The organism is Microbacterium natoriense, assembly GCF_030816295.1.
Taxonomy (GTDB): domain Bacteria; phylum Actinomycetota; class Actinomycetes; order Actinomycetales; family Microbacteriaceae; genus Microbacterium; species Microbacterium natoriense_A.
This window is the reverse complement of sequence record NZ_JAUSXV010000001.1, coordinates 3,143,614-3,157,718: the sequence shown is the minus strand read 5'-3', so window position 1 is coordinate 3,157,718 and position 14,105 is coordinate 3,143,614. Positions and strand designations below refer to the sequence as shown.

Annotated in this window: 12 protein-coding genes; 10 read left to right on the top strand and 2 right to left on the bottom strand. The window is 66.8% G+C overall.

Annotated features, from left to right (window positions below):
* Positions 1 to 74: 74 nt before the first annotated feature.
* From dnaE to QFZ53_RS14870, 5 genes are all read left to right on the top strand, one after another.
* A complete protein-coding gene (dnaE, locus tag QFZ53_RS14890; protein WP_307297763.1) occupies positions 75 to 3,593 on the top strand; it encodes a DNA polymerase III subunit alpha in 3,519 nt (1,172 codons plus the stop codon).
* A gap of 161 nt (positions 3,594 to 3,754) precedes the next feature.
* Positions 3,755 to 4,999 carry a hypothetical protein gene (locus tag QFZ53_RS14885; RefSeq protein WP_307297760.1) on the top strand — a complete coding sequence of 415 codons (1,245 nt, stop codon included), beginning with the start codon at positions 3,755 to 3,757 and terminating at the stop codon, positions 4,997 to 4,999.
* Between the two features lie 5 nt (positions 5,000 to 5,004).
* The gene (gene hisD, locus QFZ53_RS14880; protein WP_307297759.1) at positions 5,005 to 6,321 is read left to right on the top strand and encodes a histidinol dehydrogenase; all 1,317 of its coding nucleotides are present in this window, start codon (positions 5,005 to 5,007) and stop codon (positions 6,319 to 6,321) included.
* 19 nt (positions 6,322 to 6,340) lie between these two features.
* Complete coding sequence (gene nrdR / locus QFZ53_RS14875; protein WP_292908233.1) at positions 6,341 to 6,808, top strand: transcriptional regulator NrdR; 468 nt, start codon at positions 6,341 to 6,343, stop codon at positions 6,806 to 6,808.
* Positions 6,809 to 6,837: 29 nt separating this feature from the next.
* Positions 6,838 to 7,860 carry a quinone-dependent dihydroorotate dehydrogenase gene (locus QFZ53_RS14870; protein ID WP_307297756.1) on the top strand — a complete coding sequence of 341 codons (1,023 nt, stop codon included), beginning with the start codon at positions 6,838 to 6,840 and terminating at the stop codon, positions 7,858 to 7,860.
* A gap of 73 nt (positions 7,861 to 7,933) precedes the next feature.
* On the opposite strand, the gene QFZ53_RS14865 is transcribed toward QFZ53_RS14870, so the two are convergent.
* Entirely contained in the window at positions 7,934 to 8,518 is a 585-nt protein-coding gene (locus tag QFZ53_RS14865) for a DUF3043 domain-containing protein (protein WP_307297753.1), read from the bottom strand.
* A 46-nt stretch (positions 8,519 to 8,564) separates the two neighbouring features.
* On the opposite strand from QFZ53_RS14865, the gene QFZ53_RS14860 reads away from it, so the two are divergent.
* The 5 genes from QFZ53_RS14860 (at position 8,565) to QFZ53_RS14840 (ending at position 13,579) form a co-directional block, all read left to right on the top strand.
* Entirely contained in the window at positions 8,565 to 9,968 is a 1,404-nt protein-coding gene (locus QFZ53_RS14860) for a dipeptidase (RefSeq protein ID WP_307297751.1), read from the top strand.
* 73 nt (positions 9,969 to 10,041) lie between these two features.
* The gene (gene erpA / locus QFZ53_RS14855) at positions 10,042 to 10,407 is read left to right on the top strand and encodes an iron-sulfur cluster insertion protein ErpA (RefSeq protein ID WP_292908241.1); all 366 of its coding nucleotides are present in this window, start codon (positions 10,042 to 10,044) and stop codon (positions 10,405 to 10,407) included.
* Positions 10,408 to 10,504: 97 nt separating this feature from the next.
* On the top strand, positions 10,505 to 11,407 hold the full coding sequence (gene ctaC / locus QFZ53_RS14850) for an aa3-type cytochrome oxidase subunit II (protein ID WP_307297749.1): 903 nt from the start codon (positions 10,505 to 10,507) through the stop codon (positions 11,405 to 11,407).
* A 3-nt stretch (positions 11,408 to 11,410) separates the two neighbouring features.
* Positions 11,411 to 13,141 (top strand): aa3-type cytochrome oxidase subunit I, encoded by a 1,731-nt coding sequence (gene ctaD, locus QFZ53_RS14845; RefSeq protein WP_292908245.1) that lies wholly within the window; start codon positions 11,411 to 11,413, stop codon positions 13,139 to 13,141.
* Positions 13,142 to 13,144: 3 nt separating this feature from the next.
* The gene (locus QFZ53_RS14840; protein WP_292908247.1) at positions 13,145 to 13,579 is read left to right on the top strand and encodes a cytochrome c oxidase subunit 4; all 435 of its coding nucleotides are present in this window, start codon (positions 13,145 to 13,147) and stop codon (positions 13,577 to 13,579) included.
* Between the two features lie 72 nt (positions 13,580 to 13,651).
* Here the strand turns inward: QFZ53_RS14840 and QFZ53_RS14835 are convergent, their stop codons facing one another.
* Positions 13,652 to 14,071, bottom strand: coding sequence for a rhodanese-like domain-containing protein (locus QFZ53_RS14835; RefSeq protein WP_292908249.1), 420 nt, complete (start codon positions 14,069 to 14,071; stop codon positions 13,652 to 13,654).
* Positions 14,072 to 14,105: the final 34 nt, after the last annotated feature.

Here is a 14,105-nt window from a genome sequence, read left to right as displayed (position 1 = left end):
GCATAGGCGCAGCATCCGCTCTCCGAGCCCCGGCACCGACCTCCGGTGTCGGGGCTCAGCCGTAGACTCGAAGCATGGCTTCAGATTCCTTCGTGCACCTGCATGTCCACAGCGAATACTCCATGCTGGACGGTGCGGCGAAGATCGGGGCGATGACGCAGGCTGCCGCTGAATACGGCATGCCGGCGATCGCCGTGACCGACCACGGGAACACATTCGCGGCGTTCGAGTTCTACCGCGCAGCCCAGGCCGCCGGCGTCAAGCCGATCATCGGACTCGAGGCGTACGTCACCCCGGGGACGCACCGCAGCGACAAGTCCCGCGTGCAGTGGGGATCGCCCGACCAGAAGAGCGATGACGTCTCCGGTGCCGGTGCCTACACCCACATGACCATGTGGAGTCAGAGCACGCAGGGCATGCACAACCTGTTCCGGCTGAGCTCGCGATCGAGCATGGAGGGCTACTACTTCAAGCCCCGCATGGACCGCGAACTGCTGCAGACATACGGCAAGGGCCTGATCGCGACCACCGGCTGCCCGTCGGGTGAGGTGCAGACGCGCCTGCGGCTGGGGCAGTACGACGCGGCGCGCGCGGCCGCCGCCGAGTTCCAGGACATCTTCGGCAAGGAGAACTACTTCGCCGAGATCATGGATCACGGGCTCTCCATCGAGCGCCGCGTCATGACGGATCTGCTTCGACTGTCGAAGGATCTCGGCATCCCGCTGGTCGCCACCAACGACTCCCACTACACGCACCAGCACGAGGCCGACGCGCACGCCGCTCTTCTCTGCGTGCAGTCCGGTTCGACCCTCGACGATCCGAACCGGTTCAAGTTCGACGGCGACGGCTACTACATCAAGACCGCCGCCGAGATGCGCCAGATGTTCCGCGACCACCCCGAGGCCTGCGACAACACGCTGCTGATCGCCGAGCGGTGCGAAGTCGAGTTCAACACCTCCGCCAACTTCATGCCGCGATTCCCGGTGCCCGACGGTGAGACAGAAGACAGCTGGCTCGTCAAAGAGGTCGAGAACGGCTTGCACTACCGGTACCCGAACGGCATCCCCGACAAGGTCCGCAAGCAGGCCGAGTACGAGACCGACATCATCCTGCAGATGGGATTCCCGGGCTACTTCCTCGTCGTCGCCGACTTCATCAACTGGGCGAAGGACAACGGCATCCGCGTCGGCCCGGGCCGCGGATCCGGCGCAGGCTCCATGGTCGCGTACGCCATGAAGATCACCGACCTCGACCCGCTCGAGCACGGGCTCATCTTCGAGCGCTTCCTCAACCCCGATCGCGTCTCGATGCCCGACTTCGACGTCGACTTCGACGACCGTCGCCGCGGCGAGGTGATCGACTACGTCACCCAGAAGTACGGCTCCGAGCGCGTCGCGCAGATCGTGACCTACGGCACGATCAAGTCCAAGCAGGCGCTGAAGGATGCCGGCCGAGTGCTCGGCTTCCCGTTCAGTATGGGGGAGCGGCTGACAAAGGCGATGCCGCCGCCCGTGATGGGCAAGGACATGCCGCTCGACGGCATGTTCGATTCGGCTCACCCCCGCTACAAAGAGGCGAGCGAGTTCCGCGCCCTCATCGAGACCGACCCCGAGGCGAAGACCGTCTTCGACCGCGCGCTCGGTCTCGAGGGGCTGAAGCGCCAGTGGGGCGTGCACGCCGCCGGCGTGATCATGTCGTCCGAACCCCTGCTCGACATCATCCCGATCATGCGCCGCGAGCAGGACGGTCAGATCGTCACGCAGTTCGACTACCCGTCGTGCGAGACGCTCGGCCTGATCAAGATGGACTTCCTGGGGCTGCGGAACCTCACGATCATCTCGGATGCGCTCGACAACATCCGGATGAACCGCGGCGAGGAACTCGACCTCGAGCACCTCGCCCTCGACGACCGCGCGGTGTACGACCTGCTCGGCAAGGGCGACACGCTCGGAGTGTTCCAGCTCGACAGCCCGCCGCTTCGGTCGCTGATGCGCCTGATGAAGCCCGACACCTTCGGTGACATCTCAGCCCTCATCGCGCTGTACCGGCCGGGCCCCATGGGGGCGAACTCGCACACGAACTACGCGCTGCGCAAGAACGGCCAGCAGGAGATCACCCCGATCCACCCCGAGCTCGAAGAGCCGCTTGCCGAGATCCTGCAGGAGTCCTACGGCCTGATCATCTATCAGGAGCAGGTCATGGCCATCGCGCAGAAGGTCGCCGGGTTCAGTCTCGGCCAGGCAGACATCCTCCGTCGCGCGATGGGAAAGAAGAAGAAGTCCGAGCTGGACAAGCAGTACGAGGGCTTCTCAGGGGGCATGAAGGAGCGCGGCTTCGGCGAGGGGGCCATCAAGGCGCTGTGGGACATCCTGCTGCCGTTCTCCGACTACGCCTTCAACAAAGCGCACTCGGCCGCCTACGGTCTCGTCTCGTACTGGACGGCCTACCTCAAGGCCCACTATCCCGCCGAGTACATGGCGGCTCTCCTCACGAGCGTCGGCGACTCCAAAGACAAGATGGCGCTCTACCTGAACGAGTGCCGTCGCATGGGCATTAGAGTCCTCCCGCCCGACGTCTCCGACTCGATCAACTTCTTCGCCGCCGTCGGCGACGACATCCGCTTCGGGCTGGGTGCAGTGCGCAACGTCGGCAGCAACGTCGTCGACGGCATCGTGAAGGCGCGCAAGGACGAGCGGTTCACGTCGTTCCACCACTTCCTCGACAAGGTGCCGCTGCACGTCGCGAACAAGCGCACGGTCGAGTCCCTCATCAAAGCGGGGGCCTTCGACTCGATGGGAGACACCCGCCGCGCGCTCATGGAGATCCATGAGGATGCGGTGGAGGCCGCAGTCGACCGCAAGCGGAACGAGGCGCAGGGAGCCATCGGCTTCGACTTCGACAGTCTCTACGACGAGATGGAGGAGGCGCCGCCCGCGAAGGTGCCCGATCGTCCGGAGTGGATCAAGAAGGACAAGCTCGCGTTCGAGCGTGAGATGCTCGGCCTGTACGTGTCCGACCACCCGCTCGCGGGCCTCGAGGTCCCGCTGGCGAAGCACGCGTCGATCTCGATCCACGACCTCAACAACTCGGAGGACATGCAGGACGGCGATCAGGTGACGGTCGCGGGCCTCGTGACGAGCGTGCAGCACCGCGTGGCGAAGGCCAGCGGCAACCCCTACGGCATGATCACGGTCGAGGACTTCAACGGCGAGGTGACGGTCATGTTCATGGGCAAGACCTACACCGAGTTCCAGCACGTCCTCCAGCAGGATTCGATCCTGGCCGTTCGGGGGCGTGTGTCCCGACGCGACGACGGCCTCAACCTGCATGCGCAGTCGGCCTTCGCGCCGGACATCGGCTCCTTCGACGCATCGGGGCCGCTCGCTCTCGTGCTCGCCGAGCAGCGGGCCACGGAACGCGTGATGAACGAACTCGCCGAGGTGCTCCGTCGACACAACGGCGACACCGAGGTCGTGCTGCGCGTGCACCGAGGCGGCACGGCGAAGGTGTTCGACGTTCCCATGCCCGTCAAGGTCTCCGCCGATCTCTTCGGCGATCTCAAGTCGCTTCTCGGGCCCTCCTGTCTGGGATGACCTCGCTCGACCCGCGTGCGATCCTGCCGCAGGCCGAGCGGTCATGAAGCGACACCGACAACCATTTCCTGAGCATGCTCTCCGGCGCACCCGGTAGTATCGGGTCGCGTTGGGCGCGCCCCATCTCGCAGGTGCCGCGCCCGGACGAAAGGACCACTCTCATGAGCACGGACTTCCCCCTCCGCAATGACGAGAACCCCGAAGAGGACCTCGTCTCCGCCCCCGCCGACGACGACGCCTTCATCGACGACGGCGTCCTGTACGACGACGAGGTGACGCCGGAGTACGGCATCCTCGGGTTCACGCTGCGTGAACTGCTGATCGTCGGCGTCTGGATCGTGCACTTCGTGTTGTCGTTCTTCCCGATCGTCGTGAACTCTTCGCTCTGGTCGACGGGCATCGAATGGGTGCTGCCCGTCGGTGTGCCCACGGCTGCGGTCTTCCTGTTGGTGCTGCGACGGTTCTCGCCCGACGGCATCCGTCGTGTCGGCTCGCTCGGGATCGACCAGTTCGCCTCCGTCGCCTTCTCGGTGGCGGCCATCGTCCTGGTCGGGCGGTTGTGGCTCGCGATCGCCGGAGCGATCGGCAGCGGGTTCTGGGCGCTGAGCTGGAGCGGTATCGCGCTCGTCGTGACCTCGCTCGCGCTCGTGGCGCTGACGGTCTTCGCGCCGATCATCCCCGGCCTCAAGGAGGACTTCCAGGGACGGCTCGTCACGCTTGCGCACCGCGCGGCGAACCCCGTGCGCCCGGTCATCGCCCGCCCCCGCCCCGAGCCTGTGGCCGTGGCGGCTCCGGCGGCCGCGCCGGAGAACGCCCCCCTGGACGTCGAGCTCTCTGGTGCGAACGCGACGGACGAGATCGCTCGCGTCGACATCGCCTCGCAGGTCCCGCTGTCCGCTCACGCCTCCGGTGGCGGGATCGGCACCGAGCAGGTCGTTCCCGATGAGGACTACACACCCGCATACTCGCGCCGATCGTCGAGCGAGGACATCGCCTACGACACCGACAGCATCGTCGCGCTGGTCACCCCCGAGACGGATGCCGTCGAGCCGATCGCTCAGACCGTCGCACCGGAACCGACCGCTGAGACCTGGACAGTCCAGGCTGCGGCCGCTGAGACCGCAGTCGTCGAGCCCGCAACCGAGCCCGCGGCCGCCGAACCGGCCGTCGAAGAGATCGACGTCGAGGCCACCAACCCGCGATACGCCGCCGCTGAACAGCAGCCCTTCTGGATCCTCGCGCCCACCGAGCGAGACGTGCACGACGAGCGCGGCGAGGCCATCTTCCAGATCGGACCGACGGCGTGGGCTCTCGTGATCGAAGACCGCGGCGGTGCCTACGTCGTGCGTCATGACGACGGGCGCATCGGCTACCTGCACGACATCTCCGACATCACGAAGGGCTGACGCGTTTGCGCACCATCGATCTGCGAGGGCGAGAGCTCTCGCCCTCCGACATGCTCGCGGCCGTTCCCCGCGCCGCTCAGGCGCGCGCGGAAGCGCTCGACACCGCCGCTCGCATCGTCGAGGACGTCCGCAACAGGGGTGAGCAGGCACTGCGCGAGCAGGCCGATCGCTTCGACCGCGTGTCGGGGCACGAGATCCGGGTCCCGAAAGAGCACATCGCCGAGGCGCTGGCTACGGTGGATTCCGGGGTCCGCGCGGCGCTCGAAGAAGCCATCCGCCGCGTGCGCCTCGCCTCGGCCGCCCAGGTGCCCGAACCCCGCACCACCGAGATCGGGCCCGGTGCCGTCATCACGCAGCGCTGGCAGCCAGTCGCTCGCGCGGGGGTCTACATCCCCGGGGGCAAAGCGCCGCTGTCGTCCAGCGTCGTGATGAACGTGGTGCCGGCACAGGTCGCGGGTGTGACCGTGGTGGCGCTGGCCTCTCCGCCTCAGGCGGCGTTCGGCGGACGCGTGCACCCGACGATCCTCGCCGCCGCGGGATTGCTCGGCATCGACGAGGTCTACGCGATCGGGGGAGCGGGGGCAATCGGCGCGCTCGCCTACGGCGTCGAAGAACTCGGTCTCGACCCGGTCGATGTGGTCTCGGGCCCCGGCAACAACTACGTCGCCTCAGCGAAGCGTGCCGTCGCCGGCGTGGTCGGCACGGACTCCGAAGCCGGAGCCACTGAGATCCTCATCGTCGCGGACGCCTCGGCTGATCCCCGTCTCATCGCCGCCGACCTCATCAGCCAGGCCGAGCACGACGAGCAGGCCTCCGCGGTTCTCGTCACCGACTCGCCGGAACTCGCGGAGCGTGTCGCAACGGAGATCTCGGAGCGCGCGGCGAGGACTCGGCACGCGGAGCGCGTCGCCGTCTCTCTGGCCGGCGAGCAGTCGGCGATCGTGCTCGTCGACGACCGCGCCATGGCCACCGCCTTCAGCAACGCCTATGCGCCCGAGCACCTCGAGCTGCACATCGAGGGCGCGGAGGAGGTGGCATCCGCGTTCACCAGCGCCGGTGCGGTCTTCGTCGGCGACCAGACCCCGGTGAGCCTGGGCGACTACATGGCGGGCAGCAACCACGTCCTCCCGACGGGGGGACAGGCGCGGTACGCTCCGGGACTCGGCGCCTACACGTTCCTTCGTCCGCAGCAGGTCATCCGATACGACCACGCCGCGCTCGCGCAGGTGCGGTCGGGGGTGGTCTCCCTCGCCGCGGCCGAGGTCCTCCCTGCGCACGGTGAGGCCGTCGAAGCGCGCTTCACGGATCCGTCGTCCGACTGAGCGGGTACGCTGAGACACCATGCACTGCCCCTTCTGCCGCCACTCCGATTCGCGAGTCATCGATTCGCGCACCAGCGATGACGGACTCTCGATCCGTCGTCGCCGACAGTGCCCCGAATGCGGCGGCCGCTTCACGACCACCGAGACGGCGAGCCTCAACGTCATCAAGCGAAGCGGCGTCATGGAGCCGTTCAGCCGTGACAAGGTGATCTCGGGCGTGCGCAAGGCCTGCCAGGGCCGTCCGGTCACGGAGGGCGACCTCGCGGTGCTCGCGCAGAAGGTCGAGGAGGCGGTGCGACAGACCGGTGTCTCGCAGCTCGACGCGAACGAGATCGGACTGGCGATCCTCGGTCCGCTGAGAGACCTCGACGAGGTCGCATACCTGCGGTTCGCGAGCGTCTATCAGGCGTTCGACTCGCTCGAGGATTTCGAGAGCGCGATCTCCGACCTGCGCGCCGATCATCTGAAGGCTCCTCGAGCCGAATAGACCCACCGGCGACCGGTAATCTGGCAGTGATGTATCCGCTGCTCTTCCGCGCTGTCCTCTCGCGCTTCGACCCCGAGTTCGCCCACCACGCCGGCATGGCGGTGATCCGCATCCTCGGCGTGCCGCCGTTCTCCTGGGTGACGAGCGCACTGACCAAGCCCGACCCCTCGCTTTCCGTCGATGCGCTGGGGCACACGTTCCCCTCGCCGTTCGGAATCGCCGCAGGCTTCGACAAGAACGCCGTCGGCGTGCGCGGACTCGCGGCGCTCGGCTTCGGCCACGTCGAGATCGGCACCGTCACGGCTATCCCGCAGGAGGGCAACCCCAAGCCGCGCCTGTTCCGCCTGATCGAGGACCGCGCGGTGATCAACCGCATGGGCTTCAACAACGATGGAGCGGATGCCGCCGCGCGCCGCCTCGCGAAGCTGCGACGCGGTGCTCCGAACACCGTCATCGGGGTGAACATCGGAAAGAGCCGCGTCGTCGAGGTCGAGAACGCGACGGCCGACTACGTCGCGTCAGCGACCAGACTCGCTCCGCTTGCCGACTACCTGGCGGTGAACGTGTCATCCCCGAACACGCCAGGGCTCCGCGGGCTCCAGGCGGTCGAGACCCTCGCGCCGCTGCTGCGGGCGGTCAAGAACGCATCAGGGAGCACGCCGCTCCTGGTGAAGATCGCTCCCGACCTCGCAGACGAGGAGATCACCGCGATCGCCGAGATGGCCGTCGCGGAGGGACTCGCCGGCATCATCACCCACAACACCACGATCTCCCGCGACGGGCTGCGCACCGATGCCGCGACCGTCGAGGCGGCTGGTGCGGGCGGCCTCTCCGGGGCTCCGCTCAAGGCGCGTTCGCTCGAGGTGCTGCGGCTCGTGCGCTCGGTCGTGCCTGCCGAGTTCTGCGTGATCGCGGTCGGCGGTGTCGAGTCTCCGGCCGATGTGCAGGAACGACTCGACGCGGGCGCCACCCTCGTGCAGGGATATACGGCCTTCCTCTACCGCGGGCCGTTCTGGGGACGCGAGATCAACAGAGGACTCCGCCGGCGCTGAGCCCTGGTCGCCGAGACGACGATGCCCCGTGCTCGAGCGAGCACGGGGCATCCATCTGCCTGAAGGTCGGAGGTCAGGCGGGGCGTTCGCCGCGCTTGACCTGGGGCTTCGGCAGGCGCATGAATCGCATCTGCAGAGAGCGCATGGCGGCGTACCAACCCAGGCCGCGCTCCAGGCGCTCCTTGCCGAACTTCGCCGCGGCCTTGGTCTTCACGCGCCATCCGAGCAGGATCATCCCGCCGATCGCCAGAACCAGATAGCCCATCATCACGAGGTAGGCCCACGCCCCGACGGAGACGCCGCCGATCGCCCAGGCGGGGGGCAGCAGCGACACGAGGATGACGAGCACCATGATGCCCATCACGAACTCGGCGGGGTGCCAGCCGGAATCCACGTAGTCGCGCACCCAACGGCGCTGCGGACCCTTGTCCCGAGCGGGAAGGTACTTCTCCTCGCCGGCGGCGAGGCCGGCCTGGGCGCGGTTGCGGCGCTCGTTCATCTCTGCCTTGGCCGCAGCGCGAGCCTCTTTGGTGTTCGCGACGAGCGGTCGGCGGCGTGCCGCCTCCTGCTCCGCGCGGGTCGGCGTCGCGCGTCCCTTGCCGACGGTCGTCTCAGGGGCGTCGTCGTTCGATGGAGGGGAAGCAGGGGTAGTGGGCACGAGGTTCCTCGGTTCGATTGCGGTGGATCACCTTAAGATTACTCGCATGACCTCTCCTGCTCTCCCCAGCGACAACGACCAGGCGATCCGGGAAGCGGTGGCGACCGGCATCCCGGCCGCTCTCAGCGATCTCGGCGACCTCGTCCGCATTCCCGGCATGGCATGGCCCGCCTTCGACCAGACGCAGCTGCAGCGCAGTGCGGATGCCGTGGCCGCACTGGCGGAGGGCACCGGCGTGTTCGACGAGGTGCGCGTGCTGCGCGCGGCGATCCCCGGCACCGATGAGCACGGTCAGCCGGCTGTTCTGGCTCGACGGGCAGCGCGAGGCGGCAAGCCCACCATCCTCCTGTACGCGCACCACGACGTGCAGCCGCCCGGAGCGGATGAGCTCTGGGAGACTCCGCCGTTCGAGCCGACGGTGCGGGACGGGCGGCTGTACGGGCGCGGCGCCGCGGATGACAAAGCGGGAATCATGGCCCACATCGCCGCGATCCGCGCCGTCGCGGAGACGCTCGGCGATGATCTCGAGCTCGGCATCGCGATGTTCATCGAGGGGGAGGAGGAATACGGCTCCCGCTCGTTCGCGCAGTTCCTCTCCGACAACAAGGAGGCGCTCCGCGCCGACGCGATCGTCGTGGCCGACTCCGGGAACTGGGACTCCTCGACCCCCGGGCTGACCGTCTCGCTCCGGGGCAACGCGCGGTTCACACTGCGCGTGCGCACCCTCGACCACGCCTCGCACTCCGGCATGTACGGGGGAGCGGCGCCCGACGCGATGATGGCGACGATCAAGCTGCTGTCGACGCTGTGGAACGACGACGGCTCTGTCGCGGTCGAGGGCATGACGGTGCGAGACGCCGATACGCCTGAGTACAGCGAGGAGACCCTGCGAGACGAGGCGGGCTTCCTGCCGGGAACCGCGCCGATCGGCGACGGCACGATCCTCAGCCGGATCTGGAACAAGCCTGCCGTGACCGTCATCGGGATCGACGCCACCAGCGTGGCCCAGGCATCCAACACCCTCCTCCCCGAGGTCACGGTGGTGATCAGCTCCCGCGTCGCGCCCGGACAGACCGGTGAAGACGCGTATCGCGCCCTGGAGGCGCACCTGCGCCGGCATGCCCCCTACGGCGCGGAGCTCACGTTCTCCGATCTGGATCTCGGCGACGGATTCCTGGTCGACACCAGTGGCTGGGCCGTGTCACTGACCCGGGACGCCATGCGCGACGCGTATGGCGCGGCGCCGGTCGATCTCGGCGTCGGGGGGTCGATCCCGTTCATCGCCGATCTCGTCCGGGAGTTCCCCGAGGCGCAGATCCTCGTCACCGGTGTCGAGGACCCGTACTCCCGGGCGCACAGCCCGAACGAGTCGCTGCACCTCGAGACGTTCCGCAACGCGGTCGCGACCGAGGCGCTGATGCTGTCTCGGATGAACGAGATCGCACGCTGACCCTGCAGGGCGCACCTGCGGGTAAAATCTGAACAACAGCCGTGCGCGAGCGCGGCCCGGCAGAAGGAGCAACATGAGCGACACCACCCTGACCGCAGCAGAAACCACCAGCGCACACGGCGTGAGCCTCACCGACGCCGCGGCGACCAAGGTGAAGAACCTCCTCGAGCAGGAGGGTCGCGACGACCTCCGTCTTCGCGTGGCCGTGCAGCCCGGCGGATGCTCCGGCCTGATCTACCAGCTGTACTTCGACGAGCGCTTCCTCGAGGGTGACGAGACCGTCGATTTCGACGGTGTCGAGGTCATCGTGGACAACATGAGCGTCCCGTATCTCGACGGTGCATCCATCGATTTCAAGGACACGATCTCGGAGCAGGGCTTCACGATCGACAACCCGAACGCGGCCGGTTCCTGCGCCTGCGGCGACAGCTTCCACTGAGCGGATCACCCTCGGTCAACCTGCGTGGTTGGCATGAATCAGGTGTGAGGTTGCCCTAGACTTGGGTGTGCCCTGTCCGCAATCTGAAAGGTGCATCGTGCCCTCGAAACGCCGCCTTCGTTGGGCCGCACTCCCTCTGGGAGTCGTGGCAGCTGTGGCTCTGGCCGGTTGTACAACCGCCGAGCAGCACGGCTATCTCCCGGGCTTCGTGGAGGGTGGACCTGCAGCCACCAACCAGACCGAACGCGTGTCGTCGCTCTGGGTGAACTCCTGGATCGTCCTCCTCGCCGTCGGTGTGATCACCTGGGGCCTGATGGGCTGGGCCGCGATCGCCTACCGCCGTCGCAAGGGCCAGACCGGTCTCCCGGTGCAGATGCGGTACAACATGCCGATCGAGATCTTCTACACGATCGTGCCGCTCATCCTCGTCGTCGGAATGTTCTTCTTCACGGCGCGTGACCAGGCCGAGATCGAGGCCAAGTGGGACAACCCCGACGTCGAGATCACGGCGATCGCCAAGCAGTGGGCGTGGGACTTCCAGTACGACGGCGAGAAAGAGGACAACTCCGACGCCGTGTGGACCATGGGCATCCAGGCCCAGCCGAACGCGAACGGCGACATCGACCAGTCGCAGCTGCCCACTCTGGTGCTGCCGGTCGACAAGAAGGTCACGATCAACCTGCAGTCGCGTGACGTCATCCACTCCTTCTGGATCATCGACTTCCTCTACAAGAAGGACATGTACATCGGGAAGGACAACTCCTGGTCGTTCATCCCGACCCGCGAGGGCGAGTACAAGGGCAAGTGCGCCGAGCTCTGCGGCGAATACCACTCGATGATGCTGTTCAACGTCAAGGTCGTCTCGCAGGCCGAGTACGACGCCTACCTCCAGTCGCTCGAGGAGAAGGGCAACACCGGCGACATCACGGACGCATACGACCGTCTGTCGAACTACCCGGGCACGACCGAGAAGACCGACTCCACGGAAGGAGAGGAGTAAGCCATGTCGACCACTGAAGCACCCCGCACCGACGAGGCCTCCCACTCCCGACCGACGACCCTGCCCGCGCGCCAGGCCGCTCTCATGAGCTCCTCGCGCGTCGAGCAGAAGGGCAACATCGTCGTCAAGTGGATCACCTCCACCGACCACAAGACGATCGGGTACATGTACCTCATCGCCTCAGTGCTGTTCTTCCTCCTCGGTGGCGTGATGGCTCTGATCATCCGCGCCGAGCTGTTCGCTCCGGGGATGCAGATCGTCCCCACCAAGGAGCAGTACAACCAGCTGTTCACGATGCACGGCACGATCATGCTGCTGATGTTCGCGACGCCGCTGTTCGCCGGCTTCGCCAACGCCATTCTGCCGCTGCAGATCGGCGCTCCCGACGTCGCGTTCCCTCGTCTGAACGCCTTCGCCTTCTGGCTGTTCCTGTTCGGCTCGACCATCGCTGTCGCCGGCTTCCTCACGCCTCAGGGGGCGGCCTCGTTCGGATGGTTCGCCTATCAGCCGCTCGCAAGCGCCTCGTTCTCGCCCGGCGCGGGTGGGAACCTGTGGATGCTGGGTCTGGGAATCTCCGGTTTCGGAACGATCCTCGGCGCGGTGAACTTCATCACCACGGTCATCACCATGCGCGCACCGGGCATGACCATGTGGCGCATGCCGATCTTCTCGTGGAACACGCTCATCACGAGCCTCCTAATCCTCATGGCGTTCCCCGTGCTGGCTGCGGCGATCTTCGCCGCCGGCGCCGACCGCGTGCTGGGCGCGCACATCTACGACCCGGCGAACGGCGGCGTGCTGCTGTGGCAGCACCTGTTCTGGTTCTTCGGCCACCCCGAGGTGTACATCATCGCGCTGCCGTTCTTCGGCATCGTGTCCGAGATCTTCCCGGTCTTCAGCCGCAAGCCGATCTTCGGGTACAAGACCCTCGTCTACGCGACGATCGCGATCGCGGCGCTGTCGGTCGCGGTGTGGGCTCACCACATGTACGTCACCGGCTCGGTGCTGCTGCCCTTCTTCGCAGTCATGACGATGCTCATCGCCGTTCCGACGGGCGTGAAGATCTTCAACTGGATCGGCACACTCTGGCGCGGATCGGTCACGTTCGAGACTCCGATGGTCTTCGCCCTCGGCTTCCTCGTCTCGTTCGTGTTCGGCGGTCTGACCGGCGTGATCCTCGCGGCCCCGCCGCTGGACTTCGCGCTCTCGGACTCGTACTTCGTCGTCGCGCACTTCCACTACGTGGTGTTCGGCACCGTCGTGTTCGCGATGTTCGCCGGCTTCTACTTCTGGTGGCCCAAGTGGACCGGACGGATGCTCAACGAGCGTCTCGGCTACATCCACTTCTGGATGCTGTTCATCGGCTTCCACATGACGTTCCTCATCCAGCACTGGCTGGGCGTCGAGGGCATGGTGCGCCGCTACGCGGACTACTCGTCCTACGACAACTTCACGTGGCAGAACCAGGTGTCGACGATCGGTGCGATCATCCTCGGCGCGTCGATGCTGCCGTTCTTCCTGAACGTGTGGATCACGGCGCGCAAGGCGCCCAAGGTCACGGTCAACGACCCGTGGGGCTATGGCGGTTCGCTCGAATGGGCGACCAGCTGCCCGCCGCCGCGCCACAACTTCACGTCGATCCCGCGTATCCGCAGCGAGCGTCCCGCCTTCGACCTGAACCACCCGGAAGCCGCCGACTACCCTGTCGCCGGCGCCGAGCGAGAGGTGCACTGAGACATGCGCGACAACGTCATCCTCTGGTGGATCCTCACCGCGTTCTTCGCCCTGATCGGCGTGATCTACACGGGCTGGAACATTCTGGCCCACCCCGACCTCCCGCTCGTGAACCAGATCGAATGGGTCGGTACGGTCGCCCTGTTCTTCTCGGCCTTCATGGGCGCGATGATCGCGTTCTACCTCGACCGCACGCACTCTGCACAGGGTGGCGAACTGCCCGAGGACATCCTGACCGCTGACATCGATGACGGCGACCCGGAGCTCGGTGAGTTCAGCCCGTGGTCCTGGTGGCCGCTCGTGCTCGCCGGATCGGCGGCCGTGTTCATCATCGGTCTGGCCGTCGGGCACTTCCTGCTTCCGATCGGACTGGCGATCTTCGTCGTCGCGATCGTGGGCTGGGTGTACGAGTACTACCGAGGCAACTTCGCCCGCTGATGTGAGGCGACGAAAAGGGCCCCTGCCTCGGCAGGGGCCCTTTTCCTATGCTGGCCTGTGGGACCGGTGCCGTCACGCGCGAGTTCGTACCCGGGCGATGCCGGTGAGCGGGTCGACAGGGCGTCGGTGCACCCCGTCGGCGTCTTCGACGGGGTAGCCCTCGCGCACCCAGTATTCGAAGCCTCCGATCATCTCACGGACGGCATACCCGAGCTTGGCGAACTCCAGCGCCCCTTTGGCGCCGGCGTTGCATCCGGGGCTCCAGCAGTACACGACGACCTCGGCGTCTTCGGGGATCTCGAGGGGAGCGCGGGCGGCGATCTCGCTGTAGTGCATGTGGATCGCGCCTGCGACGCGCCCCTGAGCCCAGGCCTCGTCGGATCGTACATCGATGACGTAGATGCTCTCGCCCGCCTTGCGAGCGGCGTGGACGTCACTGGCATCCGTCTCGTAGGCGAGCTTGGCTGCGTAGTAGTCGGTGCGTTCGATCATGCATTCAGCCTAGATCTGAGGCCTTGGGCACGCG

What these genes read in the sequence shown, in the direction of transcription:
- QFZ53_RS14835 (WP_292908249.1), bottom strand. Translation starts at nt 14,071, where the DNA reads ATGATCGAACGCACCGACTACTACGCAGCCAAGCTCGCCTACGAGACG.
- QFZ53_RS14870 (WP_307297756.1), top strand. Translation starts at nt 6,838, where the DNA reads ATGTATCCGCTGCTCTTCCGCGCTGTCCTCTCGCGCTTCGACCCCGAG.
- nrdR (WP_292908233.1), top strand. Translation starts at nt 6,341, where the DNA reads ATGCACTGCCCCTTCTGCCGCCACTCCGATTCGCGAGTCATCGATTCG.
- ctaD (WP_292908245.1), top strand. Translation starts at nt 11,411, where the DNA reads ATGTCGACCACTGAAGCACCCCGCACCGACGAGGCCTCCCACTCCCGA.
- dnaE (WP_307297763.1), top strand. Translation starts at nt 75, where the DNA reads ATGGCTTCAGATTCCTTCGTGCACCTGCATGTCCACAGCGAATACTCC.
- QFZ53_RS14885 (WP_307297760.1), top strand. Translation starts at nt 3,755, where the DNA reads ATGAGCACGGACTTCCCCCTCCGCAATGACGAGAACCCCGAAGAGGAC.
- QFZ53_RS14840 (WP_292908247.1), top strand. Translation starts at nt 13,145, where the DNA reads ATGCGCGACAACGTCATCCTCTGGTGGATCCTCACCGCGTTCTTCGCC.
- QFZ53_RS14860 (WP_307297751.1), top strand. Translation starts at nt 8,565, where the DNA reads ATGACCTCTCCTGCTCTCCCCAGCGACAACGACCAGGCGATCCGGGAA.
- erpA (WP_292908241.1), top strand. Translation starts at nt 10,042, where the DNA reads ATGAGCGACACCACCCTGACCGCAGCAGAAACCACCAGCGCACACGGC.